The following is a 20822-nucleotide window of genomic DNA, read 5'->3' as shown; positions in this document are numbered from 1 at the left end:
TACCGCAGGATTTGCCGATGTCCCCCACCCGATAAAAACAAGCGCGTCGCATTACGTGACGTCAGAAATGGGTGTGAATTGTGAAGGAGATCACATGCGTTACCAAATCAGCGGAAAACAGATCGACATCGGTGCGGCCCTGCAGACTCATGTGCAGACCGAACTGGGCGAGGTCGTGGGCAAATATGCCCAACGTCCGACAGATGCCAACGTCGTCTTTTCCCGTTCAGCGCATGAATATGTATGCGAAACCACAGTGCATCTTTCCACTGGTCTGACCGCTCAGGCCAAGGCACATGCAACCGAGATTTACGCGGCGTTTGAGGGATGCTGCGACAAGATGGAAACGCAACTGCGCCGCTACAAGCGCCGCCTGAAAGACCACCACAAGGATCGGTCCGAGCCTGTTGAACTCTTCGGAGCGTCGTCTTATATCCTCGCCTCTGACGAATCAGAGACGGCTGACGAGCCCGATACTCTGCAGCCCATGATCGTGGCTGAGATGGAAACCAAGATCCCATCGCTGAGTGTTGGAGAGGCGGTCATGCAGATGGAACTTGCCGGTGCGCCGGTGTTGGTGTTCCGGAACGAAAACAAGGACGGATTGAATGTCGTGTACCGTCGCGAAGATGGTAATATCGGCTGGATTGATCCGTAACAGGCAAGACTAGCAAGGCACGCCCCTGCAAATGCAGGGGCCCCGCCGTGGAGCGTGATGATGGAGCTTTCGAGCATATTAAAGCCCGAAGCAGTACGTGTGTTGTCCGCCGCTTCTAGTAAGAAGCGGTTGTTTCAGGAAATTGGCGATGTTGCCGCCGGAACTTTGCATCTGGATGCGCAGACTGTCGTCGATTGCTTGTTGGAGCGCGAAAGCCTTGGACCGACCGGGGTTGGACACGGTGTCGCCTTGCCACACGCTCGGCTGACAGATCTGGACTCTGTTTCGGGTGTGTTTGTAATGCTTGAAAAACCGATTGATTTTGGATCGGTCGACCGGCAGCCGGTGGACATCGCTTTTGCACTGTTTGCGCCGGAAGAGGCGGGGGTCGATCACCTTAAGGCGCTTGCGCTGGTGTCGCGTACACTGCGCGACACGTCTGTTTGCACAAAGCTGCGGGCCAACCCTGATCCGGTCAAGCTTTACGCGATTCTGACCGAAGCGCAGTCCATGCAGGCCGCCTGATCTTGCTGAAATAAAAAAGCCCCCGAAAGCTGGGGGCTTTTTTCTTCGAGGCGGCTTTTTGTTACCCGCCTGCTCCCATTTCCAGTGTCCACCAGATTTTCCCGCCACCTTCCTGATGCCAGGAAAAGCCCATTTGTGAGGCTTTGGGGTCCATGATCACGGCTCGGGGGCCAGGTTCCTGCATCCAGGCGGCCAAGGTTTCGGTTTCGGTCTCATAGGTTTCCGAGATCGCCTCACCCAGGAAAGTCCCGTAATAACCGACGCGTTGCGCGCGATCTATGGGAGACGATCCGTCCGAACCGAAGTGCCATGGGCGGTTCTGGCGCGCCATATCCTTGGAGTGGGTCGCGGCCGCAGCATTCAGCTGTGAGTTCAGCTGCACCGCCTGCAAACCCTGAGCCTGGCGCAAGGCATTTACCGAATCCAGCATACGGAACTGGAGCTTTTCGGGGTTGCCGCGAATCTTGTAGACCGATGGCAGTGGACGGCCATCTGATCCGTAAGTTGGGGTGCCGCTTGGGGTACATGCAGCCAGCGCAACAAAGCAAAGAAACAGTAATGTGATAATACGCGTCATGATCGACCTGATTATTGTGTCGACATACGGCATAGCGCGCCATGCAGCCTTGGGCAAACCTGCAATGGCTGATTCTTGCATGTTTCTGCCGGTTTGATTTGCGATTGACGCATTCTGGCAATAAAATACGTGAAAATTTCAGGTCATCTTTCGCAAAGGACCGTTCACTATGGTCAAGAAACCCATTCTCTCATCAAGCCGCCGAGGATTTCTGGCCGGTGCTTCGGCCCTGCTGGCATCGCCGGCGATTGCCCAGTACATTCCAGGTGACCCATTGCGCCCCGCACCCGAGGCCGAGCCAGACGTGCGTCGCAATGTCTCGGGGTTCCGCGCCCTGGATTGGCAGCCTTATTTCTCGAATACGAGAAATGGGGCCATTCTGGTTGATACGGTGTCTCGAGCGCTGCATTATTGGTCAGATGATCAATCTGTTTACAAACTCTACCCCTCATCCGTTCCGCTGACCGAAGAATTGACCCGCCGGGGCCGCACCAGCGTCATCCGCAAAGTTGAAGGTCCCAGTTGGTCGCCGACACCTTCTATGAAGAAGCGAAATCCCGAATGGCCGGACCATATTCCACCGGGCCCGGATAACCCATTGGGAACACATGCTTTATACCTGAGTTGGAAATACTACCGGATTCACGGAACGCATGACACGCGCAAAATCGGTCGCCGGTCGTCGAACGGATGCATCGGCCTGTTCAACGAAGATATCGCTGAACTGTTCTCGATGGCGAAGGTCGGCACGCAAGTGTTGCTAATATGACGACATTTTCGCGCACGAACCCGCTTGTGGCTCAAGTTGCAATTGCATTCCAGCCATATAGCTGATTAGAAAAAAACCACGAGGTAAGTCTTAGGTGTGCGGATCCGATTGATGGAGCCGTGCAAACTCTGGAGGTTAATATGAAAAAACTCGTTCTCGCCGCTGCATTTACTGCTGCTGCTTCGACCGCTTATGCCGGTAACCTGGAAGAGCCGGTTGTTGAAGCACCGGTTGTTGTAGAGGAAACTCAGGGTTCGTCGCAGGGTATCATCCTGCCGCTGGTCCTGCTGGTCGTAGTTGCCGCAGCTGTTGCAGCAAGCTAATTTGACGAGCTAAATCTAGAGAAAAGGCGGTGGAGTGATCCACCGCCTTTTTTCATATTTATTTGGTGGGAATCGGTCAGTCGAGCCAGCCCTTCAGATTGTCTTCGATTACCTTGCCCAGTGCGCCAATGTGCGAATCATCGTCATTGAGGCAGGGGATATAGATAAAGGTCTGACCGCCAGCCTCTTCAAAGCTTTCCTTGATCTCTTCGTTGATCTCTTCAAGCGTCTCGATGCAATCGGCGGAAAACGCGGGCGCTATCACGGCGATGTTCTTCTTTCCCTGCCGCGCCAGATCAGCCACGTGATCCACGGTATAGGGTTTCAGCCATTCCTCGGGACCGAATCGCGATTGGAAGGTTGAGACCAGCTGATCGTCCGACCAGCCCAGCCGTTCCTTCAGCAATCGGCTCGTTTTCGCGCATTGGCAATGATAGGGGTCGCCCTGCTGCAAATAGCGCTCTGGCATGCCGTGATAAGAACAAACCAGGATATCCGGTTTGGTCTCCAGCGCGGCATAGGCTTTTTCCACTGACCCGGCCAAAGCGTCGATATAAGCTGGCTCGTCGAAATAGGCGGGAACAGTGCGCGCGGCAGGTTGCCAGGCTTCGTCCATCAGCGCACGAAAGAACTGATCGTTTGCCGTGGCGGTCGTCGCGCCAGCGTATTGCGGGTAAAGCGGAAAGAACAGGATGCGGTCGCAGCCCGCGGCAACCATCTCTCGCACTTTGGATTTGGTCGAAGGGTTGCCGTAGCGCATGCAGAAATCGACCATCACTTGATCGCCATAGCGTTCCTGCATCGCGTCGCGCAGCTTTGCTGTCTGATCCTTGGTGATCGTCATCAGCGGGCTTTCGCTCTTGTCATGGTTCCAGATCGACTTGTAGGCCTCGCCCGAACTGAACGGGCGCTTGGACAGGATGATGCCTTGCAGAATCGGCTGCCATTTCCACTTGGGATAGTCGATTACGCGCTGGTCCGACAAAAACTCGTTCAGATACCGGCGCATCGGCCAATAGCTGTAGTCATCCGGTGTGCCAAGATTGGCCAACAGAATGCCGACGCGGCCCATTTTGACCTTGGGGTGGTCTGCTGGGGCATGATCGGGGCGAGTGGCGTCAAACATCTGATGCTTCCTGAGATTTCTCTGTACTGGCCTGAGATAACCGGAAAAGCCCGGTCGTCAATTGGACAGTTTGCCTTCTTTTGTGCCCAGCGCATCCGCAAGCCGCGCTTTGGCTGATCCGGGGCGTAATGGTTTCTGTTGGCTGTCATCTGGCGACCAGCCGGTTAGGCAGATCAATTCATAGGTGGCGGCCAACCGCCCCCCAGGCGTTGAGAAGTTGTCGGCATAAACCTGCTGCGCACGGGCAAAGACCTGCCGCTTGGTGGGTTGTTTCATGCGCCCGGACAGGCTGTTGGTCTCACCCATGGCGCGCAGGTCATGCATCAGGTGAAGCATGTCGCGGTATTCCGCCGTCAGGCGCGCGGTGTCGGCGACCGGCAGCGCAAACCCCGCCCGTTGCAGCAACCCGCCAAGATCGCGCAGCTCGGCCATTGGGACGATGCGCGGACTGAGGCCTCCGCTTACTTCGATTTCGGCCTGTCCCAGTGCGGCGCGCAGCTCGTGCAGGGTTTCACCGCCCAGACACACAACCAACAGCAATCCGTCGGGGCGCAGAGCACGGCGACATTGGATCAGTTGTCCAACAGGATCGTTGGCCCAATGCAGCGCCATGGCGTGAATCACCAAATCATGCGTGCCAGGTTGCAGAGCCAGCACCTCATCATCAGGTACGAATTCAGCCTCTGGGATCACCTCGCGCCAGATATGCGCAAACGGCGTCACGATCGCTGGGGCCGTAAAGGTTTTGTTAACCATGGAGAGCCGATCCTGAACCTCGTCCACTGTAGCGCGATGCAGGAACAGGGCTTCGTCCTGTGCACGGGCGCGATGCAGGGCAAGGGCCCGGCGATCAAACAAAGAGGGTGCGTTGGCTTCAGGCAGTTTCATAGGGCGCAATTATCGCATGTGGCAGCGGATTCAAACCGCTGTCTCTCTGATCTACCCGCCGCGCTGCCTGGGATGCGGTGATCTGACCGAGACGGATTTCGGCCTGTGCGGATCCTGCTGGCGAGAAACACCATTTATCGGCGGCGTTGTTTGCGAAAGCTGCGGAGTACCGTTGCCGGGGATGGCAGACGGGCATCGGATTGAATGCGATGATTGCATGGCTGCCCCCCGACCTTGGCGGGAAGGGCGTTCGGCCTTGTTGTATGATGGCAAGGCGCGGTCGTTGATCCTGGCTTTGAAACACGGTGACAGGCCCGAACTGGCGCGCCCTGCGGCACGCTGGCTGGCACGGGCCGGGCAAGACCTGTTTCGGGACGGCATGCTGGTCGCGCCTGTGCCTCTGCACTGGTCCCGGTTGCTGAAACGCCGGTACAACCAATCCGCCCTGCTGGCGCAGCATCTTGGGAAAGAGGTCGGGCTTGAGGTTTGCCCAGACCTTTTGCTTCGCCACCGAAAGACACCGGTTCTGGACGGCAAAACGGCCACCGAGAGGGCTAAAATCCTTGAGCATGCGATCATCGCCCATCCAAAACGACAAGACCAAATGCAGGGGCGCGATATCCTGCTGGTGGATGATGTGATGACCTCCGGCGCAACACTGGCGGCTTGTGCGCGTGTCTGCCTTACATCCGGAGCAAATCATATTTCCGTGTTGACCCTAGCGCGCGTTGCCAAGGATGCCTAATTCGCCCAAGATTATGCGAAACGCGAAGGTACGGAATATGAAACCGGTAGAAATATACACCTCGCCGCTGTGCGGTTTTTGTCACGCGGCCAAACGCCTGCTGAAACAGAAAGGCGTCGAATTCAAGGAAGTCGACGTGCTGATGCATCCCAAGCGCAAGCCCGAGATGATCAAGCGCGCGGGTGGCAAACGGACCGTGCCACAGATCTTTATCGGTGCGCAGCACGTGGGCGGCTGTGACGAACTTTATGAGCTGGAGCGTCAGGGTAAGCTGGATCGCCTGCTCGCGGCCTGATGAAGACCGCGCTGCTGCAAATTACCTCGTCGGACGATCCGGTCGAAAACCTGGACAGGGTGCGCGCCATGATGGCCGAGGCTGCGGCACAAGGCGCGCGGTTCATCCTGACGCCTGAGGTGACGAACTGCGTGTCCACCAGCACAACGCGGCAGCGCGAGGTTCTGCAGCACGAAGAAGACGACCAGACGTTGGCGGGCCTGCGGGATCAGGCCGCCGCGCTGGGTGTCTGGCTGATGATCGGGTCTTTAGCGATCAAGACCCATGACGCGGACGGGCGGTTTGCCAACCGATCCTTCATGATTGACCCGCAGGGGCAGATCGTGGCGCGGTATGACAAGATTCACATGTTTGACGTGCAGGTTACCGAAACCGAGACCTTCCGCGAATCGAAAAACTACCGGCCCGGCGACAAGGCGGTGATTGCCGACACCGATTTTGGCAAGGTTGGCATGACGGTGTGTTACGACATCCGGTTCCCGGCGCTTTACGCGGCGCTGGCGCAGGCGGGTGCGCGTATCCTGACGGTTCCGGCGGCGTTTTCGCCGGTGACCGGGGCTGCGCACTGGGAATCGCTGCTGCGTGCGCGGGCGATCGAGACCGGCTGTTGGGTGCTGGCCCCGGCGCAAACCGGCGAACATCCGAAAACCCGAGGAAAAACGCGCCATACCTATGGCCACAGCATGGTAATTGCCCCTTGGGGAGAGGTTGTCATCGACGCAGGGACCGATCCGGGCATTCACATTTTCGATTTGCGTGATAGTTCTGTGTCTGAGGCGCGCCGACGGGTGCCCTCACTTACTCACACCCGTCGCTTTGACGGACCCTGATCCAGAACCGGACCATGACTGACGAACACAATGCCCTTGCGGTCACGCTGTTCAGCGAAATCCTGACCGCCGATCAGCTGTTGCGCAACCGGCTTAGCCGGGTGTTGCCCAAGGGCATGGAGATTTCGCATTTCTCGGTGCTGAACCATCTGGTTTTTGTTGGGGATGAGCGTAGCCCGGCCCAACTGGCGGACACATTCCACGTGACCCGAGGGGCGATGACCAACACTTTGGCCAAGCTGGAATGGGCCGGATACATCCACATCCGCCCCGACTGGGACGACGCCCGCCGCAAGATGGTGGCGATCAGCCCGGCTGGCCGGAGAGCGCGCGATCAGGCGATTGCGTCAATCGCCCCACTGATCAACCGCGTGGTCGGAGAGCTTGGGCTGGAGCGTGTCCGCAGCACACTGCCCGTGCTGCGGGATTTGCGGTTGCAGTTGGAGGGGGAGTAGGAAGGTCATGCGTTGGTTTAGGAAGCGACGGAAATCCAGTGTGCTTTCAGAGAACGTGACTTCGCCAACCTCCGCTAACGAAGATCAACAAAATCGATCTCACCTGAAGACTTCAAAACCGAGTGGCGCAATCTGGGTTAGCGATGTTTACCAAAGACATGAGCTCAGCATTGGTTTTGTCACTGAACCAATGTGAAACAAGATCACTTCGATCAAGTTTCGCGACGAAGATGTCGAAATCGCTAAGAAACATAGTGACGGAAATAAGAAGAATGCCCGTGGCGAGCATGTCGACTCAGAAGCAGTGCCGAATGAACTCTATTGGAACCTAAGCGAGGCACCACCGAGCACTATACTTCCGGTGTTCAGTGCAGGGCACCCAATGTTGCGTGCGGATGTTGCGGAGATTTTTGAGCACTATGATTTGGGCCAGGCACGCCTGCAAAAAAAACAACTTTTTGGTAATGATACAGAAGCCCCGCCTGATTATGTGGCATATGCTCTAATTTTCAAGAATCAAGGTCATGCAATCGATATTGCAAAGAGCGATGTTGTGCATGTGTGGCCTGGGCGCGAGGTGTTTAAGCCTAAGCCTGATGCCTCACTTGCTGATTGCCTTGTGCCGGATACCAGATCGGTAAATGGTCCAGCAGTCTGGATTGATCCCAATATGTTCAGGTATTTTTTCCTTAGTGACGCACTTGGCAGCGAGCTAACAGCTGCTGGTTTTGGCCCTGCTTTTGGACTGACCCGTTTAGAGTTTTAAGAAATCGTAGGATGGGTGCTTGTACCCATCGCGTCTGTATTGTCGTTGGAATAATGGCTGCAAGCAGCCATCCTACCCCGGCTTCACACTCGCCGTCACATAATTCACGCTCAGGTCGCGGTCCGAGATCGACCAACTCCACAGGATCGGGTTGAACACGAAACCCTTGCGGTCCACCGGGTCCAGCCCGGCTTGGCGCAGCAGGTCGAACAGTTCATCGGGGGTGATGAACTTGTTCCATTCATGCGTGCCGCGCGGCAGCCAGCGCATGACGACCTCGGCCCCGAAGATGGCCATCGCATAAGATTTCGGGTTGCGGTTGATGGTGGAACAGATCAGCAATCCGCCCGGTTTCAGCAAGTCTTGCGATGCGGTCAGAAAGCCAAGGGGGTCGGCGACGTGCTCTACCACCTCCATGTTCAGCACCACGTCGAATTGTTCACCCGCAGCGGCCATGTCCTCGGCTGTGGTGTGGCGGTAGTCGATCTCCAGCCCTGATTGTTCGGCATGGATGCGCGCGACGGGCAGGTTGCCTTCGGCGGCATCCGCTCCGACCACTTCGGCCCCAAGGCGGGCCATCGGTTCGCTCAGCAGCCCGCCGCCGCAGCCGATATCCAGCAAACGCAGGCCCTCGAACGGCTTTGGCGATTTCAAATCGCGATCGAATTCGCCCGCGATCTGCTGTGTGATATAATCCAGCCGACAGGGGTTGAGCATGTGCAGTGGTTTGAATTTTCCGTGAGGATCCCACCATTCTGCGGCCATCGCTTCGAATTTTGCGATCTCAGAAGGGTCAACCGTGTTCGGATGCGCTTGCATTCCTGTCTCCGTATGCTCTTTTACGCTTAAGGACTATATAGGGCCATAATGGACAAGTACCCGGACCAAAAGCGCGCAGTTCAATATCTGTACCCGCCGATCGATCCTTTCGATCAGCGCATGGTCGATGTGGGCGACGGGCACCGTATCTATATGGAACAATGCGGCAATCCCAACGGTGTTCCGGTGGTGATTCTGCACGGTGGGCCGGGCGGTGGCTGCAGCCCCGCGATGCGGCGTTATTTTGATCCGGACTTCTACCGGGTGATTCTGTTTGATCAGCGCGGATGTGGTCGGTCGCGGCCCCATGCGTCGGTCACGGACAACACCACTTGGCATCTGGTGGACGATATCGAACGTCTGCGGACCTTGCTGGATATCGACGACTGGATCGTCTTTGGCGGCAGCTGGGGGGCAACGCTTGCGCTGGTCTATGCGCAGTCCCACCCGAATCGGGTCAATCGCCTGGTGCTGCGCGGTGTGTTCCTAGCGACGCAGGCCGAGTTGGATTGGTTTTACGGCGGCGGCGCGGGCAAGTTCTGGCCCGAGCAATGGGCGAAGTTCACCGCTCTGCTGTCCGACAATGAGCTGAGTGACACCATAGGCGCATTTAACAAGCGCTTGTTTTCGGGGGACCGTGCGACCGAGATCCTGTATGCCCGGGCCTGGTCCAGTTGGGAAAATGCGCTGGCCTCAATCCATTCACATGGTGCAACCGGGGAAAGCCCCGGAGAATACGCGCGCGCCTTTGCGCGGCTTGAGAATCACTATTTCATCAACCGCGCGTTCCTTGAACGGGACGGGCAGATTCTGGACCAGATGGACAGAATCGCACATATCCCCGGCCATATCGTGCAGGGTCGGTATGACATGATCTGTCCGCCTCAGGCCGCGTGGAACCTTGCCCAGCAGTGGCCCAATGCCGAGCTGAAGATGGTGCGTCAGGCCGGGCATGCGCTGTCCGAACCCGGAATTAGCGCGGAATTGGTTCGCATCATGGACCGCGTGGCGGAGGGCGCATTATGACACGCATCGACCGTCGCGCTTTGTTTGCGTCTGGTGCTGCTGCCGCCTTGTTGGCGGCGACGGGCGCTTCGCTGGCGGATACGCCCAAAGTGGGTGGTACGCTGCGCCTTGCCGTGCCCCGCGATGACAGTTTGGAGCAGGTGGCCCGTGGGGCCGTGTTCGACACCCTGACCGAGATTGCACCTGACGGCACCCTGCGCGGAGAGCTTGCGACCGGTTGGCAAACTGATTCCCAAGCCCGCATCTGGAGCTTTGATCTGCGCGAGAGCGCTCGTTTTCACGATGGCGCAGTCCTTGATGTAAGGGATGTGATGGCGGTTCTGGGCGATGTCGGGCAGGTCGACGCCTTGTCAGATAATCGCGTGCGTCTGGAGTTGGCTCAGGCCAACCCGGGTCTACCCTTCCTTTTGGCCGACAGCAGGTTCGTTATTACGCGCAACGGGCAAGGTGTCACGCCCTTGCAGGCGGCGAACGGCACCGGATGCTACCGAGTTGAACGGGCGGAGGATGATCGTCATTTCCTTGGGCGCCGTGTGGCGGGCCACTACAAGGATGGATTGGCTGGCTGGGCCGAAACCCTGGAAGTTATCGTGATTCCCGACGCTCGCGTGCGTACCGAGGCGCTGCGAGACGGCTTTGTGGATATCGCGGCACTGCCGCAGGGCGAAGGGTTCAGCCCGCACCGCGGATTGCGCTTTTTTCCAAGCGAATCCGATATGGCGCTGGCTGTAGCAGGGCATGTCGGCATGCCCCGTCAGATCGGAACGGATCGCCCCCTGGATGATGGCCGCGTTGCCGAGCGTTGGTGGTTGATTTAAACGCCGAAAATTCGCCTGACTTCTACTTTGTGCAAAATTTTGCTATTGTACGCGCTGTATTAGCTTAATTTTTTCGAAAATGGGATAATTCCCATGAGGGTTGAAAGCTTAAAGAATATATCAATATCCATTTTGTCCGTAGCATTGGCGGTTGTTGCGGTGTTTGCCCTGAAATCAGGTAAAGACGTTACCGTAAAAGTCAGCAAAAACGGGACGATAGAGCTGGATGCCCGCGAAGGGCAGTCGCTGACTCAGTTGCTGGACAAGGGTTTTGAGGCCGTAGAGGCGAACCCCGAAGATAGTGCAGAGACGACAGCGCGGAAACTGTCCGATATGCGGGCTCTGACCCGCACGCTGAAGTCGCATGGTTACTATGCGTTGAACGATTCGGATCTGGTTCACGAGATTAGAGCGCTGGAAAAGGAGGATCCCCTGTCGGCCGGGCTGCGCGACGTGCTGTATGATCTGGAAGGTCCGTTTTCGCTGCCCGGAACACTGCGTGGGGCGGATTCAAGGATGTGGCAGGCCATCGCTGATCTGTACGAGGGTATAAAGTCGGAACCGCGTGGTGACAGCCAGCTATTTGCGACGCTTTACACCAACTTCATTCAGCAAGAGACCGTGTTCAGCCCCTTCAAGCACGAGGTAACGGCCGAGGGTGTGTTATTGCATGACGCAAACGGAAACGAAAAACCGATGGTGTACACCTGCCCTGACAGTTTTTTGAAACCGGGGATTACCGTCCTGATCAAACCGACCGGCGGGTCATCCAATATCATGCGTCAGTTCACGGTGCGGCAAGATCCTGTTTTTCATGCCTGTGCCGCGCGGACACCGTTCGAGTTTTTGTCGGGTTCGGAAATGAAGCTGGGGCTGAACCGGGTGGCCTTTGATCAACTCTTCCCACCGCGGACGGCGAATGCCGAGCAGTTTCAGGGCAGGGGCACTCTTTCGGTGATTATCTACCCACGCAACACGCAGCCTGCGCTTTTTGCATCTTCGGCGGAATAGGAGCTTTCCATGAATAAACTTGCTGTTCTCGCTGCCACTATTGCACTTGTGACCGTCGCTCTGTCAGGCGTGGCACATGCCCAGGGACGTCAATGCCTGTTTGACGGCGAAGTCTACGAAGACGGGGACCGCGTTGGTCCTTACCTGTGTGAAAATGGCGAGTGGATTCTGTCAGACTGATATTGTGATTGCCCATCCGGGCGCTTGGGCTTGCAATCTTGCAGTCGCTTGGCTATATGGCCGTTAACAGCGGCGTGTCGGGCTTCGGTCCGGGGCTCCACCGGAAAAGATCGACGGGCCGCGCGCCCGTTTTTTTGTGCCCGACTGACAGGGTAGAGTACCAGATGACAAATGACCTGATAGCCAAAGCAGCCATCGACCGGCGACTGGCCGAGATCATCGCCCCCGTGATCGAGGATCTGGGGTATGAGCTTGTGCGTATCCGCCTGATGAGCGGCAAACAAACCACGCTGCAGATCATGGCTGACAAGCCTGATGGCGGTATCGAAGTGGATGATTGTGCCGAGATTTCGAACGCGGTCAGCGCCACGTTGGATGTCGAGGATCCGATCCTTGACGCCTATGCGCTGGAAGTGTCCAGCCCCGGCATCGACCGCCCCTTGACGCGTCTTAAGGATTTTGAGGCGTTCGAAGGATATGAGGCCAAGATCGAAACCGCCGAACTGATCGACGGGCGCCGTCGTTTTAAGGGTGAGCTGGCCGGGATCGAGGGAGATGAGGTCTTGATCAATCTCGCCGAGGGGGACGAGACGATCACCATCGGACTGCAATTCGACTGGCTAAGCGATGCCAAGCTGGTCCTGACCGATGACCTGATCAAGGAAATGCTGCGCCAGCGCAAAGACGCCGGTGCCCTGAACGAAAACGCTTTCGACGAGATTGAGACCGAAGGGTCCGAAGAGGAGACGAACTGATGGCAATCACCTCAGCCAACCAGCTGGAGCTGCTGCAGACCGCCGAGGCCGTGGCCCGCGAAAAGATGATCGACCCCGGTCTGGTTGTCGAAGCGATGGAAGAATCGCTCGCCCGCGCCGCCAAGAGCCGTTACGGCGCCGAGATGGACATCCGCGTCAGCATCGATCGCAAGACCGGTAAAGCGACATTCACCCGCGTCCGCACCGTGGTCGAGGATGAAGAGCTGGAAAACTATCAGGCTGAGATGACCGTCGAGCAGGCCAAGCAGTATATGGAAACGCCTTCGGTTGGTGACGTCTTCGTCGAAGAAGTGCCGCCGGTTGAAATGGGCCGTATCGCGGCACAATCCGCAAAGCAGGTGATCCTGCAGAAGGTGCGCGAAGCCGAGCGTGACCGTCAGTACGAAGATTTCAAGGATCGCGCAGGCACTATTATCAACGGTGCGGTCAAGCGCGAAGAGTTTGGCAATGTCATCGTCGATCTGGGCGGTGCTGAGGCCGTTCTACGCCGCAATGACAAGATCGGTCGCGAAAGCTATCGTCCGAATGACCGTGTGCGTGCCTATATCAAGGAAGTGCGTCGCGAAGTTCGTGGCCACCAGATCTTCCTGTCGCGCACCGCGCCGGAATTCATGGCCGAGCTGTTCAAGATGGAAGTGCCGGAAATCTATGACGGCATCATCGAGGTCAAAGCTGTTGCCCGTGACCCCGGTTCGCGCGCCAAGATCGCCGTGATTTCCTATGACGGTTCGATCGATCCTGTTGGTGCTTGCGTTGGTATGCGCGGCAGCCGCGTGCAGGCCGTTGTGAACGAGCTGCAGGGTGAAAAGATCGACATCATCCCGTGGAACGAAGATCAGCCGACCTTCCTGGTGAACGCGCTGCAGCCTGCTGAGGTGTCCAAGGTGGTTCTGGACGAAGAAGCCGGCAAAATCGAGGTTGTGGTTCCCGAGGAACAGCTTTCGCTTGCCATCGGTCGCCGCGGTCAGAACGTGCGTCTGGCCAGCCAGCTTACCAATCTGGATATCGACATCATGACCGAGGCCGAAGAATCGGCGCGTCGTCAGAAAGAATTCGAAGCCCGCACCCAGCTGTTCATGGACAGCCTGGATCTGGATGAGTTCTTTGCACAGTTGCTGGTGTCCGAAGGCTTCACCAACCTCGAAGAGGTAGCCTATGTGGAGATCGAAGAACTGCTGGTGATTGACGGCGTTGACGAAGGCACCGCGCAGGAGCTGCAAACACGGGCGCGCGAACACCTGGAAGCACAGGCCAAGGCAGCGTTGGAAAGCGCCCGCGCGTTGGGTGTCGAAGACAGTCTTATTGAATTCGAAGGCCTGACACCCCAGATGGTTGAAGCGCTGGCCAAGGACGATGTGAAGAACCTGGAAGACTTCGCCACCTGCGCTGACTGGGAACTGGCCGGTGGTTGGACCACGGTCGACGGCCAGCGAATCAAAGATGACGGTGTTCTGGAACCTTTCGGTGTAACGCTGGAAGAGGCGCAGGATCTGGTCATGACAGCTCGGATCATGCTGGGCTGGGTCGATCCTGCTGAGTTGGAGCAGGCCGAAGAAGAAGTTACCGAAGAGGAGGCCGAGGCCTGATCTCGGGCTTCGGGTGGCGCAAATGGGTCGCGGTGGCGTCCATAAGGATCGGTCCGAAGGGCCTGAACGCAAGTGCATCGCCACGGGCGAGGTTCAACCTAAATATGGGTTGATCCGCTTTGTGACGGGGCCAGATGGTCAGGTCTTTCCGGATGTCGCGGCAAAACTGCCGGGACGTGGCGTCTATGTCGCGGCGGATCGCAGCGCGCTGGACAAGGCCGTGGGCAAAAAGCTGTTTGCACGTGGTTTCAAGGCGCAAGTCAGCGTGCCTAACGATCTCGCGGATGAAGTTGAGCGTCAGATTGCGCGCCGTGTGATCGAGTTGGTGAGCCTTGCGCGCAAATCCGGTGACGCGATCGCCGGTTACGAAAAGGTCAAGACGTGGCTGGACCGGGAAGAGGCCCAGGTACTGATACAAGCCTCTGATGGATCGGGGCGCGGCAAGTCGAAACTGAGCACGCCGCACTTCGGAACATACATCGGCTGGCTGACGGCGGACGAGCTGGGACAGGCATTTGGGCGCCAAACCGTGATTCATGCGGCGCTCGCCTCTGGCGGACTCGCCAAACGTGTTGTAGAGGAAGCGCAGCGCCTGCGTGGCTTGCGCGAAACGGATGACGGCGGCAGGGGCCGCGCGGAAGGGTAAGAAGCTTTATGAGCGATAATGACGGCAAAAAGACATTGGGTCTTCGTGGCGGGGCACGCCCCGGAAATGTGAAACAAAGTTTCAGCCACGGACGTACCAAGAATGTCGTGGTGGAGACCAAACGCAAGCGCGTGGTGGTTCCCAAGCCGGGTGCCGGCAAGCCGGGTGGCGGAGCAACGCCCTCGGGTGATCCGTCGCGCCGCCCTGCCGGGATTTCCGATGCGGAGATGGCCCGCCGGATGAAGGCGCTGCAGGCTGCCAAAGCCCGCGAGGTCGAAGAGGCCGCCGCCCGTGAGGCAGCTGAAAAAGCGCGTGAAGAAGAACGCGCCCGTCGTCGTGCGGAGCAAGAGGCTAAGGAACGCGAACAGCGTGAGGCCGAAGAACGTGCACGTGCCAAGGCCGAAGAAGATGAACGCAAGCGCAAAGAGGCTGAAATTGCGGCCCAACGCGCTGCTGCTCCGGCTGCACCAGCAGAGCCCAAGGCGGCTGCTCCGCGCAGCCCGGCCAACAAGCCTGCACCGGCTGCAACGCCGCGGAAAAACGATCGCGAGCGTGAACAGCGCGGAAATCGTGGCAAAGGCCGTGATGACAACCGCCGGTCCGGCAAGCTGACACTGGGTCAGGCAACGGGCGGCGAAGGTAATCGGCACCGCTCTATGGCGGCGATGAAGCGCAAGCAGGAGCGGGCGCGTCAGAAAGCCATGGGTGGTACGGTCGAGCGCGAAAAGGTAATCCGCGACGTACAGCTGCCCGAGGCGATCACGGTGTCAGAGCTGGCCAACCGTATGGCCGAGCGTGTGGCAGACGTTGTCAAATCGCTGATGAACATGGGCATGATGGTCACGCAGAACCAGACCATTGATGCCGATACCGCCGAGCTGATCATTGAAGAATTCGGTCACAAAGTGACCCGTGTCTCTGATTCGGATGTCGAGGACGTCATCAAAGAGGTCGAGGACGACGAAGCCGATCTGAAATCGCGTCCGCCAGTCATCACGATCATGGGTCACGTTGACCACGGCAAAACCTCGCTTCTGGATGCGATCCGCGATGCGCGGGTTGTGGCAGGCGAAGCGGGTGGCATCACCCAGCACATCGGTGCCTATCAGGTAACAACCGATAGCGGCACCACGCTGTCTTTCCTGGATACGCCGGGTCACGCGGCCTTTACCTCGATGCGCTCGCGCGGTGCTCAAGTCACGGATATCGTGGTTCTGGTTGTGGCCGCCGATGACGCGGTGATGCCGCAGACGGTCGAAGCGATCAACCACGCAAAAGCGGCCGGAGTGCCGATGATCGTGGCGATCAACAAGATCGACAAGCCAGGCGCGAATCCGGACAAGGTGCGCACCGATCTGCTGCAGCACGAAGTCATCGTCGAGAAAATGTCGGGTGAAGTTCAGGACGTCGAAGTCTCTGCGATCACCGGTCAGGGTCTGGATGAGTTGCTGGAAGCCATCGCGCTGCAATCCGAGATTCTGGAGCTGAAAGCCAACCCGAATCGCGCTGCCCAAGGTGCCGTGATCGAGGCACAGCTGGACGTGGGTCGCGGACCCGTCGCTACTGTTCTGGTTCAGAACGGCACGCTGCGTCAGGGCGATATCTTCGTCGTGGGTGAGCAATACGGTAAAGTCCGAGCGCTGATCAATGACAAGGGTGAACGCGTCAAGGAAGCTGGCCCCTCGGTTCCTGTCGAGGTTCTGGGTCTGAACGGCACGCCCGAGGCTGGCGACGTTCTGAACGTGACCGAGACCGAAGCGCAGGCCCGCGAGATCGCCGAATACCGCGAACAGGCCGCCAAGGACAAACGCGCTGCCGCTGGCGCCGCAACGACCCTTGAGCAGCTGATGCAGAAAGCCAAGGAAGACGAGAACGTCAACGAACTGCCAATTCTGATGAAAGCAGACGTTCAGGGCTCGGCTGAGGCCATCGTTCAGGCGATGGAGAAGATCGGCAACGACGAGGTACGCGTGCGCGTGCTGCACTCGGGCGTAGGTGCGATTACCGAAACCGATGTCGGCCTGGCCGAAGCATCCGGTGCGCCGATCCTGGGCTTCAACGTGCGTGCCAATGCGTCGGCGCGGAACACCGCGAATCAGAAGGGCGTGGAAATCCGCTACTACTCGGTAATCTATGACCTTGTGGACGACGTGAAAGCCGCCGCATCCGGCCTGCTGAGCGCCGAGATTCGCGAAAAGTTCATCGGTTATGCCGAGATTCGCGAAGTCTTCAAAGTTACCGGCGTCGGCAAGGTTGCTGGCTGTCTGGTCACCGAAGGCGTGGCGCGTCGTTCCGCAGGCGTCCGCCTGCTGCGCGACAACGTGGTGATCCATGAAGGCACGCTGAAGACGCTGAAGCGCTTCAAAGACGAAGTGGCCGAGGTTCAGTCAGGTCAGGAATGTGGGATGGCGTTCGAGAACTACGACGATATCCGTGCAGGCGACGTGATCGAAATCTTCGAGCGCGAAGAGGTCACCCGCACGCTGGATTGATCCGGTAGTACAGTAAAACAAAAAACAGCGGCTCACTCGGGCCGCTGTTTTATTTTTGTGAATGATTGCAAGCCTTTGATTGTGCGTATGAGATTCTCTGAATCCAGTCAGACGGTGCGTTTTACAATCCTGCCCTAATTATGAGATGAGTCTGACTTCAAGGTCGGCTATGCGGACAAAGCCGACCTTGCAGAAAAGTGAGGGAATCCTTGAAAAAGCTTGCTTCCGCTGGGATGGTTTCTCCGACAGAATTTTCTGAGGAATTTAGAATGCATTTTCCCAAACTTGCGGCGGTTTCGTCGATTTTTCTCACTATAGCCAGTTCGCAAGCGCTCTCCCAGGATGGGGGGCCGATACTGTTCACAAACGTCAACGTGTTTGATGGTGTGAATGAGGAAATGATTACAAATGCCTATGTTGTTGTAACCGACAATCTGATCACAGATGTGTCCTCAGAACCCCTCGCCGTCGCCAATGGTATCGTCATCGATGGCGGCGGGCGAACGTTGATGCCGGGCCTGATCGACGTACACTGGCACACGCTTTACTGTTGCAATCCGCAGAGTGTGGTTGTGACCGGCGATATTCTTGAGGTCGCGGTGCGGGGTGCCATCGGGTCCGAAGGCACGTTAATGCGCGGCTTTACAACGGTGCGCGACGTTGGCGGCAATTCATTTGCCATAAAACGGATGATTGACGCAGGCGAGATCGAAGGCCCCCGTATCCTGCCGTCCGGCCCACCCGTGACACAAACCGGCGGCCACTTTGACTATCGCCCCTACCAAGCGGTTCCGACGAACGGCGCGGATTCGCAATGGTACTGGTACAGCGTTGGTTTGATGGCGCAAGCTGATGGTGTTCCGGAAGTGGTCAAACGCGCGCGTGAGATCATGCGCATGGGTGCAACCCAACTTAAGATTTCCACCGGTGGCGGGGTGTCATCCACCTATGATCCTCTGGATGTACGCCAATACACCAAGGCCGAAATCGAGGCTTTTGTAGAGGTGGCCGACACCTACAACACTTATGTTGCATCTCATGTCTTCACGGACGAGGCTGTGGAAATTGCCGTTGCCGCTGGCGTTAAGTCCATCGAGCATGGTTTTTTGATGAGCCGCGAAACGATGGAACTGATGCGCGACAACGACGTGTGGTTGTCTGTGCAGCCTCTTCTGGATGACGAGGATGGCTTTTCTTTCGACGACCCTGTCAGCCAGCAGAAATGGATCGACGTCACCAACGGCACAGATTTCACCTATAAAACTGCGAAAGATGTTGGTGTGAAAGTCGCCTTTGGCACCGATATCCTGTTCGATCCCAAACTGGCCGAACGTCAGGGTGCGTTCCTTGCCAAATTGCAGCGCTGGTACACGCCATACGAGGTGCTGAAAATGGCGACTTCAACCAATGCTGAACTGCTCAAACTCTCAGGCCCGCGCCACCCTTATCAACAAGGTGACCTGGGTGTGATCGCAAAGGGCGCTTATGCCGACTTAATCCTGGTGGACGGCAATCCGCTGCAAGATATCGACCTGATCGCAGACCCGCATGAGAATTTCGATCTGATCATGAAAGACGGCAAAGTCTACAAGAATACGCTGGACTGAGTTCCAGATGAAGTCCTTTGCTCAAAGCCAATTTTGTAACGACTGCGTTGGGCTCGATCCGGGCGTTCGAAGCTTGGCTACAAAGGTAAGGTTTGTAATGGTTGTGTTAATTTCCCGGGAAAATATCAAATCAGTTGATTTTTGATGCCTTTGACTACCGATTTGCCGGCAAAAACGTCCCTCGATGCATGATGATATCGAAGTGCTGCATGCCCTTTTGCAAATCGAAACTGACCGAATGCCCGCCTTTGCGCAGAGCTTCCGCATAATCACGACTTTGGCGGATGAATTCCGGCGTGTCCCGTTCCGCCACTGTCACGTGATAGCGTGGGCCGGGGGGTGGCAGGTGCAGGATCGGGGACAGATCGTGCACTTCGACCGGGGTCAACTGCAGCGGGTCGTTCACCGAGGTCAGGCTGATCGGTTCCAGATCATAGACGCCGCTGATCAGAATAACATCGCGCACGCGCAATCCTGCGCGGGCCAACGCATCCGCCGAGGTCGCCATGACCATGGCCACCAGATGCGCGCCAGCACTGTGTCCCGATAGGGTGATCCGCGACGGATCAAAGCCCAAATTGAACGCGTTCTCTGCCAGCCAAAGCAGGGCATCGCGGCATTCGTTGACCATCTGATCCAGCCGCGCATCCGGGGCCAGCGTGTAATTCAACGTGGCAAAGGATTGCTCGGCCTCAATCAGTGCGGGGGCCATCATCGCTGATTCGCGCTGGCTGAGCGCTTGCCAATATCCGCCGTGAACAAAAACGTGCAGAGGCGCGCCTGCTCCTTTCGCGGGAAAGAAATCCAGCACTTGCGCCGGCGATTCGCCATAGGCGACGTTTTCCTTCACGTCCATCCTCGCCCGGTGCTGCGCGCTGAGTGCGGTGTAGCTGTCCAGATAAGGCGTCAGATCGCCACCGATCATCGAACTGGGGGAGTATTCACGCTCCAGCTCATCCTTAGGGAACCCTCGATACAGCATCGCCTACTCCTGCCCCGCATACATCAATTCGGTGCGCACATCGTAGAGGTCGTGGAAGAAGCGTAAATTCAGGGCCTTGCGCAGAAAGGACACGCCGCTGGATCCACCCGTGCCAGTTTGGTTGCCGATGACACGTTCCACAGCCGTGACATGGTCAAAACGCCAGCGTTGGAACAGGGATTCGACGTCCATCAGCTTTTCGGCTAGCGCGTATAGGTCCCAATACTGGTCCGTATCGCGGAAAACCTGCCCCCATATCTTCACCACGCGGTTGTCGCCGGAATAAGGCTGCGCATAGTCCCTGTTCAGTAAATCATCGGGCACATCGAAACCCTGACGGGACAACATGTGCAGCACCTCGTCATACAAGGACGGTTTCGTCAGTGCGGCGTCTAGCATCGCCATCACTTCGGGATCATGTGCGTGAACCTTCAGGGTCGAGGCATCTTTGTTGCCCAGAATAAATTCGATCTGACGATAGCCGTAGCTTTGGAAGCCCGACGAACTGCCCAATGCCTCGCGGAAGGTCATGTAGTCGGCCGGCGTCATGGTCAGCAACGTCTCCCAAGCCGAGATCAGCTGGCGCTGAATCGCCTTGACCCGGTCGAGGTTCTTCATCGCAGGCCCGAATTCATCCTTTTGCAAGAACCGGCGCACCTCGACCAGTTGGTGGTGCATCAGTTTCAGCCACAGCTCGCTGACCTGATGGATGATGATGAACAGCATTTCATCCGGTTGCGCAGGGTCCTGAAACGTCTTTTGCAGGTTCAGCAAGGTCTTGAGCTGCAGGAAGTCGCCATAACTTTTGCGATGGGTTTCCGCGAAATCGGTGACCAGAGTGTCCTCGATCCCGCGTTCCAGATACCGGTCCTTGTCGCCCATTTGCTCCTCCAAACGCATGATTTCACCCCTGTTTAGGGTC

At 57.4% G+C, this 20822-nt stretch carries 24 protein-coding genes; 18 read left to right on the top strand and 6 right to left on the bottom strand.

The genetic code is table 11. The features are described 5' to 3' along the window. Positions 1–94 precede the first annotated feature (94 nt). Both hpf and AC2FJF_RS18660 read left to right on the top strand, forming a co-directional pair. Positions 95–658 carry a ribosome hibernation-promoting factor, HPF/YfiA family gene (gene hpf / locus AC2FJF_RS18665; protein ID WP_058273067.1) on the top strand — a complete coding sequence of 188 codons (564 nt, stop codon included), beginning with the start codon at positions 95–97 and terminating at the stop codon, positions 656–658. Positions 659–718: 60 nt separating this feature from the next. After that, positions 719–1183 (top strand): PTS sugar transporter subunit IIA, encoded by a 465-nt coding sequence (locus tag AC2FJF_RS18660; protein ID WP_058273066.1) that lies wholly within the window; start codon positions 719–721, stop codon positions 1181–1183. 61 nt (positions 1184–1244) lie between these two features. Here AC2FJF_RS18660 and dalA read toward each other — a convergent pair whose 3' ends face one another. Continuing rightward, complete coding sequence (gene dalA / locus AC2FJF_RS18655) at positions 1245–1760, bottom strand: divisome-associated lipoprotein DalA (RefSeq protein WP_496726756.1); 516 nt, start codon at positions 1758–1760, stop codon at positions 1245–1247. A 169-nt stretch (positions 1761–1929) separates the two neighbouring features. Here dalA and AC2FJF_RS18650 point away from each other — a divergent pair, with 169 nt between their 5' ends. Continuing rightward, positions 1930–2529, top strand: coding sequence for a L,D-transpeptidase (locus AC2FJF_RS18650; RefSeq protein ID WP_108861642.1), 600 nt, complete (start codon positions 1930–1932; stop codon positions 2527–2529). A 140-nt stretch (positions 2530–2669) separates the two neighbouring features. Beyond that, entirely contained in the window at positions 2670–2852 is a 183-nt protein-coding gene (locus AC2FJF_RS18645; RefSeq protein ID WP_496726682.1) for a hypothetical protein, read from the top strand. Positions 2853–2928: 76 nt separating this feature from the next. Here the strand turns inward: AC2FJF_RS18645 and hemH are convergent, their stop codons facing one another. Further along, positions 2929–3978 carry a ferrochelatase gene (hemH, locus tag AC2FJF_RS18640; protein WP_496726681.1) on the bottom strand — a complete coding sequence of 350 codons (1050 nt, stop codon included), beginning with the start codon at positions 3976–3978 and terminating at the stop codon, positions 2929–2931. 57 nt (positions 3979–4035) lie between these two features. Next, positions 4036–4866, bottom strand: coding sequence for a methyltransferase domain-containing protein (locus tag AC2FJF_RS18635; protein WP_496726680.1), 831 nt, complete (start codon positions 4864–4866; stop codon positions 4036–4038). Between the two features lie 16 nt (positions 4867–4882). Here AC2FJF_RS18635 and AC2FJF_RS18630 point away from each other — a divergent pair, with 16 nt between their 5' ends. From AC2FJF_RS18630 to AC2FJF_RS18610, 5 genes are all read left to right on the top strand, one after another. Then, complete coding sequence (locus AC2FJF_RS18630) at positions 4883–5611, top strand: ComF family protein (protein WP_496726755.1); 729 nt, start codon at positions 4883–4885, stop codon at positions 5609–5611. Between the two features lie 37 nt (positions 5612–5648). After that, positions 5649–5906 carry a glutaredoxin 3 gene (gene grxC, locus AC2FJF_RS18625; protein WP_058272991.1) on the top strand — a complete coding sequence of 86 codons (258 nt, stop codon included), beginning with the start codon at positions 5649–5651 and terminating at the stop codon, positions 5904–5906. Next, positions 5906–6736, top strand: a complete 831-nt coding sequence (locus AC2FJF_RS18620) for a carbon-nitrogen hydrolase family protein (protein WP_496726679.1) — start codon at positions 5906–5908, stop codon at positions 6734–6736. The genes grxC and AC2FJF_RS18620 overlap by 1 nt, the downstream gene beginning before the upstream one ends. A gap of 14 nt (positions 6737–6750) precedes the next feature. Further along, entirely contained in the window at positions 6751–7191 is a 441-nt protein-coding gene (locus tag AC2FJF_RS18615; RefSeq protein ID WP_496726678.1) for a MarR family winged helix-turn-helix transcriptional regulator, read from the top strand. A 382-nt stretch (positions 7192–7573) separates the two neighbouring features. After that, positions 7574–7957 (top strand): hypothetical protein, encoded by a 384-nt coding sequence (locus AC2FJF_RS18610; RefSeq protein WP_496726677.1) that lies wholly within the window; start codon positions 7574–7576, stop codon positions 7955–7957. Between the two features lie 72 nt (positions 7958–8029). Here AC2FJF_RS18610 and ubiG read toward each other — a convergent pair whose 3' ends face one another. Beyond that, positions 8030–8776, bottom strand: a complete 747-nt coding sequence (ubiG, locus tag AC2FJF_RS18605) for a bifunctional 2-polyprenyl-6-hydroxyphenol methylase/3-demethylubiquinol 3-O-methyltransferase UbiG (protein ID WP_472722371.1) — start codon at positions 8774–8776, stop codon at positions 8030–8032. Between the two features lie 48 nt (positions 8777–8824). On the opposite strand from ubiG, the gene pip reads away from it, so the two are divergent. From pip to AC2FJF_RS18560, 9 genes are all read left to right on the top strand, one after another. Next, positions 8825–9802 (top strand): prolyl aminopeptidase, encoded by a 978-nt coding sequence (gene pip / locus AC2FJF_RS18600; protein WP_496726676.1) that lies wholly within the window; start codon positions 8825–8827, stop codon positions 9800–9802. Continuing rightward, positions 9799–10620, top strand: coding sequence for an ABC transporter substrate-binding protein (locus AC2FJF_RS18595; protein WP_496726675.1), 822 nt, complete (start codon positions 9799–9801; stop codon positions 10618–10620). Before pip ends, AC2FJF_RS18595 begins: the two co-directional genes overlap by 4 nt. Before the next feature lie 132 nt (positions 10621–10752). Beyond that, the gene (locus AC2FJF_RS18590) at positions 10753–11631 is read left to right on the top strand and encodes a hypothetical protein (protein WP_496726674.1); all 879 of its coding nucleotides are present in this window, start codon (positions 10753–10755) and stop codon (positions 11629–11631) included. 9 nt (positions 11632–11640) lie between these two features. Continuing rightward, on the top strand, positions 11641–11811 hold the full coding sequence (locus tag AC2FJF_RS18585) for a hypothetical protein (protein ID WP_496726673.1): 171 nt from the start codon (positions 11641–11643) through the stop codon (positions 11809–11811). Between the two features lie 164 nt (positions 11812–11975). Then, complete coding sequence (rimP, locus tag AC2FJF_RS18580; protein ID WP_496726672.1) at positions 11976–12566, top strand: ribosome maturation factor RimP; 591 nt, start codon at positions 11976–11978, stop codon at positions 12564–12566. Beyond that, positions 12566–14173: a transcription termination factor NusA gene (nusA, locus tag AC2FJF_RS18575; RefSeq protein WP_496723469.1), complete on the top strand. Its 1608-nt coding sequence runs from the start codon at positions 12566–12568 to the stop codon at positions 14171–14173. The genes rimP and nusA overlap by 1 nt, the downstream gene beginning before the upstream one ends. A gap of 22 nt (positions 14174–14195) precedes the next feature. After that, positions 14196–14819, top strand: a complete 624-nt coding sequence (locus AC2FJF_RS18570) for an RNA-binding protein (RefSeq protein WP_058272981.1) — start codon at positions 14196–14198, stop codon at positions 14817–14819. A gap of 8 nt (positions 14820–14827) precedes the next feature. Next, positions 14828–17311 carry a translation initiation factor IF-2 gene (gene infB / locus AC2FJF_RS18565; protein WP_496726671.1) on the top strand — a complete coding sequence of 828 codons (2484 nt, stop codon included), beginning with the start codon at positions 14828–14830 and terminating at the stop codon, positions 17309–17311. A gap of 269 nt (positions 17312–17580) precedes the next feature. After that, positions 17581–18918 (top strand): metal-dependent hydrolase family protein, encoded by a 1338-nt coding sequence (locus AC2FJF_RS18560; protein WP_496726669.1) that lies wholly within the window; start codon positions 17581–17583, stop codon positions 18916–18918. A 154-nt stretch (positions 18919–19072) separates the two neighbouring features. Here the strand turns inward: AC2FJF_RS18560 and AC2FJF_RS18555 are convergent, their stop codons facing one another. Then, entirely contained in the window at positions 19073–19900 is an 828-nt protein-coding gene (locus AC2FJF_RS18555) for an alpha/beta hydrolase (protein WP_496726668.1), read from the bottom strand. Positions 19901–19903: 3 nt separating this feature from the next. Continuing rightward, positions 19904–20800, bottom strand: coding sequence for a tryptophan 2,3-dioxygenase (locus AC2FJF_RS18550; RefSeq protein WP_496726667.1), 897 nt, complete (start codon positions 20798–20800; stop codon positions 19904–19906). Positions 20801–20822 lie beyond the last annotated feature (22 nt).

The organism is Ruegeria sp. CDSB013 (assembly GCF_059611165.1).
The sequence above is the reverse complement of the archived record's forward strand: the minus strand, read 5'-3'. Positions and strand labels throughout refer to the sequence as shown.

Coding starts and splice junctions, on each gene's coding strand:
- AC2FJF_RS18595 (WP_496726675.1), top strand. CDS start 9,799: ATGACACGCATCGACCGTCGCGCTTTGTTTGCGTCTGGTGCTGCTGCC.
- grxC (WP_058272991.1), top strand. CDS start 5,649: ATGAAACCGGTAGAAATATACACCTCGCCGCTGTGCGGTTTTTGTCAC.
- AC2FJF_RS18570 (WP_058272981.1), top strand. CDS start 14,196: ATGGGTCGCGGTGGCGTCCATAAGGATCGGTCCGAAGGGCCTGAACGC.
- AC2FJF_RS18635 (WP_496726680.1), bottom strand. CDS start 4,866: ATGAAACTGCCTGAAGCCAACGCACCCTCTTTGTTTGATCGCCGGGCC.
- infB (WP_496726671.1), top strand. CDS start 14,828: ATGAGCGATAATGACGGCAAAAAGACATTGGGTCTTCGTGGCGGGGCA.
- ubiG (WP_472722371.1), bottom strand. CDS start 8,776: ATGCAAGCGCATCCGAACACGGTTGACCCTTCTGAGATCGCAAAATTC.
- dalA (WP_496726756.1), bottom strand. CDS start 1,760: ATGACGCGTATTATCACATTACTGTTTCTTTGCTTTGTTGCGCTGGCT.
- AC2FJF_RS18645 (WP_496726682.1), top strand. CDS start 2,670: ATGAAAAAACTCGTTCTCGCCGCTGCATTTACTGCTGCTGCTTCGACC.
- AC2FJF_RS18560 (WP_496726669.1), top strand. CDS start 17,581: ATGCATTTTCCCAAACTTGCGGCGGTTTCGTCGATTTTTCTCACTATA.
- AC2FJF_RS18630 (WP_496726755.1), top strand. CDS start 4,883: ATGTGGCAGCGGATTCAAACCGCTGTCTCTCTGATCTACCCGCCGCGC.
- rimP (WP_496726672.1), top strand. CDS start 11,976: ATGACAAATGACCTGATAGCCAAAGCAGCCATCGACCGGCGACTGGCC.
- AC2FJF_RS18660 (WP_058273066.1), top strand. CDS start 719: ATGGAGCTTTCGAGCATATTAAAGCCCGAAGCAGTACGTGTGTTGTCC.
- AC2FJF_RS18620 (WP_496726679.1), top strand. CDS start 5,906: ATGAAGACCGCGCTGCTGCAAATTACCTCGTCGGACGATCCGGTCGAA.
- AC2FJF_RS18650 (WP_108861642.1), top strand. CDS start 1,930: ATGGTCAAGAAACCCATTCTCTCATCAAGCCGCCGAGGATTTCTGGCC.
- AC2FJF_RS18585 (WP_496726673.1), top strand. CDS start 11,641: ATGAATAAACTTGCTGTTCTCGCTGCCACTATTGCACTTGTGACCGTC.
- AC2FJF_RS18610 (WP_496726677.1), top strand. CDS start 7,574: ATGTTGCGTGCGGATGTTGCGGAGATTTTTGAGCACTATGATTTGGGC.
- hemH (WP_496726681.1), bottom strand. CDS start 3,978: ATGTTTGACGCCACTCGCCCCGATCATGCCCCAGCAGACCACCCCAAG.
- pip (WP_496726676.1), top strand. CDS start 8,825: ATGGACAAGTACCCGGACCAAAAGCGCGCAGTTCAATATCTGTACCCG.
- AC2FJF_RS18615 (WP_496726678.1), top strand. CDS start 6,751: ATGACTGACGAACACAATGCCCTTGCGGTCACGCTGTTCAGCGAAATC.
- nusA (WP_496723469.1), top strand. CDS start 12,566: ATGGCAATCACCTCAGCCAACCAGCTGGAGCTGCTGCAGACCGCCGAG.
- hpf (WP_058273067.1), top strand. CDS start 95: ATGCGTTACCAAATCAGCGGAAAACAGATCGACATCGGTGCGGCCCTG.
- AC2FJF_RS18550 (WP_496726667.1), bottom strand. CDS start 20,800: ATGCGTTTGGAGGAGCAAATGGGCGACAAGGACCGGTATCTGGAACGC.
- AC2FJF_RS18555 (WP_496726668.1), bottom strand. CDS start 19,900: ATGCTGTATCGAGGGTTCCCTAAGGATGAGCTGGAGCGTGAATACTCC.